General features: G+C 54.1%; 3 protein-coding genes and 1 pseudogene. 3 read left to right on the forward strand and 1 reads right to left on the reverse strand.

What is annotated here, in order from left to right; genetic code table 11:
* From ACG97_RS18105 to ACG97_RS16700, 3 genes are all read left to right on the forward strand, one after another.
* Positions 1 to 502 (forward strand): DUF2345 domain-containing protein (locus ACG97_RS18105; RefSeq protein WP_047968511.1); only part of this gene is annotated, 502 nt, incomplete at its 5' end.
* A 2-nt stretch (positions 503 to 504) separates the two neighbouring features.
* Complete coding sequence (locus ACG97_RS16695; protein ID WP_047968512.1) at positions 505 to 1,506, forward strand: hypothetical protein; 1,002 nt, start codon at positions 505 to 507, stop codon at positions 1,504 to 1,506.
* A 4-nt stretch (positions 1,507 to 1,510) separates the two neighbouring features.
* A complete protein-coding gene (locus ACG97_RS16700) occupies positions 1,511 to 2,416 on the forward strand; it encodes a hypothetical protein (protein WP_047968513.1) in 906 nt (301 codons plus the stop codon).
* Positions 2,417 to 2,747: 331 nt separating this feature from the next.
* On the opposite strand, the pseudogene ACG97_RS17740 reads toward ACG97_RS16700, so the two are convergent.
* Positions 2,748 to 2,868, reverse strand: a pseudogene (locus ACG97_RS17740) (IS5/IS1182 family transposase); the annotation flags it as partial.

Below are 2,868 nucleotides of genomic sequence, written 5' to 3' on the forward strand. Positions count from 1 at the left end.
AAAGGACAAGGTCAGCCTGAAGCTGATCGCCGCCCGCGGCAAGGTGCAGGTTCAGGCGCAGAGTGGGGCAATGGAGCTGACGGCGGACAAGAACATCACCATCACCTCGTGCAAAGGCAAGGTACAGATCAGCGCCAAGGCTGAAATCCTGCTGACCAGCGGCGGCGGCTACATCAAGCTGTCCGGCGGCAATATCGAGGTGCACTGCCCCGGCACGGTGAGCGTGAAGGGGGCGGAGCATGCGTTGAGCGGGCCGGCGAGCATTGGGGTGAACATGAAGGGCTTTCCTAGCGCTGAGCGATACGATGAAAAATTCCAGTTACTGGGCCCAAATGGAAAACCACTGCCAGGCGTGCAATTGCTGGTTGATGACGGCAAGCAGCAGTTGCTGCACCGAATCAAGCGCGATGGCAGCAACCAGCGTATTCATACCTCACAAGCCACCCCGCTGGCAGCCGAATTGGTCTGGGACGCAATACAGCCGGACCAGGATAAACACTAATCATGGCAACTCCCAACCCAAGCGCACAAGCAACAACCAATACCCGCGAGGGCTCGGTCTGCACACTGCAGGCTGGCTGCGACACCATGTGGTCGCTGGCACAGCAGTTTGCCTACCGGCGACTTTCAACTCGTGAGCAAGGGGTGAGCTTTCCCCCGAAACGCAGCACGCTGAGCGACTACGCGCAGCGCGCCAGAACTATTGCCGCCACCTATGCTCGCCTCTACCTGGAGCAGGAGGAATACGGCAACCCCAAAAAGAAAGGCCGATACTACTGGATGGCACTGGGCGCCTTTGCCAGCAAAACCGTGGCCTGCACGCTGGACCTGACCCGGGTGGATGCCGGCAAGCATGCGCCTGACGCCACCGGGCTTGGCTATGTGCGCGATGGACTGGGCAAGGGTAATTTCTGGCTGTTTCAGGACATTGCCCCCACACACTGGTATCACAACTACAGCCCCGACACCTTTGCGCAATGCCTGGATACGCGCGGCGAGAATGGTTGCCACCAAGCGGTAATCGACAACCTGAAACGGCTACCGTGGGCGGATACGGCGTTACCCACGCTGAAGTACCTGCCGATTTCTGGCTTCATCAAGAGTGCGTTTGCCACGATCAAGAAGATAGAGGCAGCAGAAACACCCGCTGATCGCGCAAAGGTACAGCTTTCCCACTTGATGGATATCGCAAGACATGAGCAGGGCGTGATCCTGCAGCCGCTGATGTATGACGACCCAGAGTTTGCCAAGTGGGTGCAACGCCAGCGTGGCTGGATGAGCTGGTTTTCACCTGATCTGGAATTGGTGTTTACCCATGCCTGCCAGACAGATAACCCGGAACTTAAATCGGCAGCGCCGGAAGGGACAGTTTTGGAAAACTACGACAGCCGGATGATTTGGATCACCAGTGCTGCCAATGACTTTCATCGGTTAATGCAAACGCAAACGAGCACTATGGAAACAGAACTCAAAATCATGGCAGGCTGGTATGTCAGTAAGGACTAAGCGCATGCTTAAGTGGTTCATCATGCTGGTGGGCATTGCCGTCATCGCAGTCGTTTTTTTTATATTCAGTAATAAGGGTGCCAAGGCTATGGCTCAGGGTAGTGTTTTCCCATCACAGGTTGAAGTTGCATTTGGGCAGTCTGGGACAATTCTGGAGCAGCAGTATGGCGAATTGGTAAAGGCCAACAAGAAAAATTTCGGATTGAATTTTTACTATATCAATGCAGACAGTCGTGGCAAAACTATGCTGGTCATCATCAAAACTGGCACATTGGAAACAGTGATCCCACAGGTCACGCTGATCAATGCAGCAGAAGATAGGGGCAGGAAGGTTGGCATAAACAATTTATTAATCACAGCCAAATTAAAAGAAGGCGGCATGCAACCCCACCCCGTTGCCCATCAGTACGTACTAAACTTGATACAGGACCTACGTAAAATCGGGTGGCGATACTATATTTCTGAAGCGAAGCCGCGACTTAAAGGCAAGGCTGCTCTCGACTATTTCACACAGGACAATATCGATCCAGATTACCCGCTGTCGTTTGAGCAATGGATGGCACTACCAGCTCCATTGACATGGGAGCTTTATGCCGATCATACCTACCTTACCCTGCAAGTGGATCGCGATGTCAACCACCTGGATCCAGCCAAGCCCGGAGCCTACTTCATCAGCCTAACCTTTACCCCTCGCGAAGAAACCGAGCGGCTGGGAGTGGACGAGAAAGATCGGGACCACTGGCGGGATACCTGGGTGAAACGCAATCTGGCATTTCGCGCCTTGCGCAATATCAAAGAAGCCAAACTGCGCGCGCAGGGCGTTTCGATTGACACCGACTACCAAGACCCGCCGTTACCGCCTCCGCCTGCTGGGCAGCAGAATCCGGTCATTCCGGATGCGCTGAAATAAACAACGGTGCTTGCCGCAGAAGGGGGAGCTGCTGCTGTTAGACGACCCTGCGTTTGTCAAGTGAGTGCAACGCCAACGTGGCTGGAGAGCTGGTTTTCACCTGATCTGGAACTGGCGTTTACTCATGCCTGCCAGACAAATGACCCAAAACTTAAATCGGCAGCACCAGAAGAGACAATTTTTGAAAACTATAAAAGCCGAATGGACTGGATCATTCAGGCTGTCCAACAACTCCATAACCTGATGCAAACACGAGCTGGATTCATGGAGTCAGAACGGCTCTGTTGCATAAATCCGAAGCAGGATGATTTTTCCCTTTCCCCAAACAGATTTACTCCACCACTACCGTGCACGGACGGCCCAGCATGCTGAAGCGGTTCAAGATGGCAGCGCGCACTTGCAGCTCTGCCACTTGACCATCGAAGCGCCGGGCCGTCACCCTTTCACCCAGC

The organism is Vogesella sp. EB (assembly GCF_001037925.1).
GTDB classification, from domain to species: Bacteria; Pseudomonadota; Gammaproteobacteria; order Burkholderiales; family Chromobacteriaceae; genus Vogesella; species Vogesella indigofera.

Excerpts from the sequence above, each read along its gene's own strand:
- ACG97_RS16695 (WP_047968512.1), top strand. The coding sequence starts at position 505 with ATGGCAACTCCCAACCCAAGCGCACAAGCAACAACCAATACCCGCGAG.
- ACG97_RS16700 (WP_047968513.1), top strand. The coding sequence starts at position 1,511 with ATGCTTAAGTGGTTCATCATGCTGGTGGGCATTGCCGTCATCGCAGTC.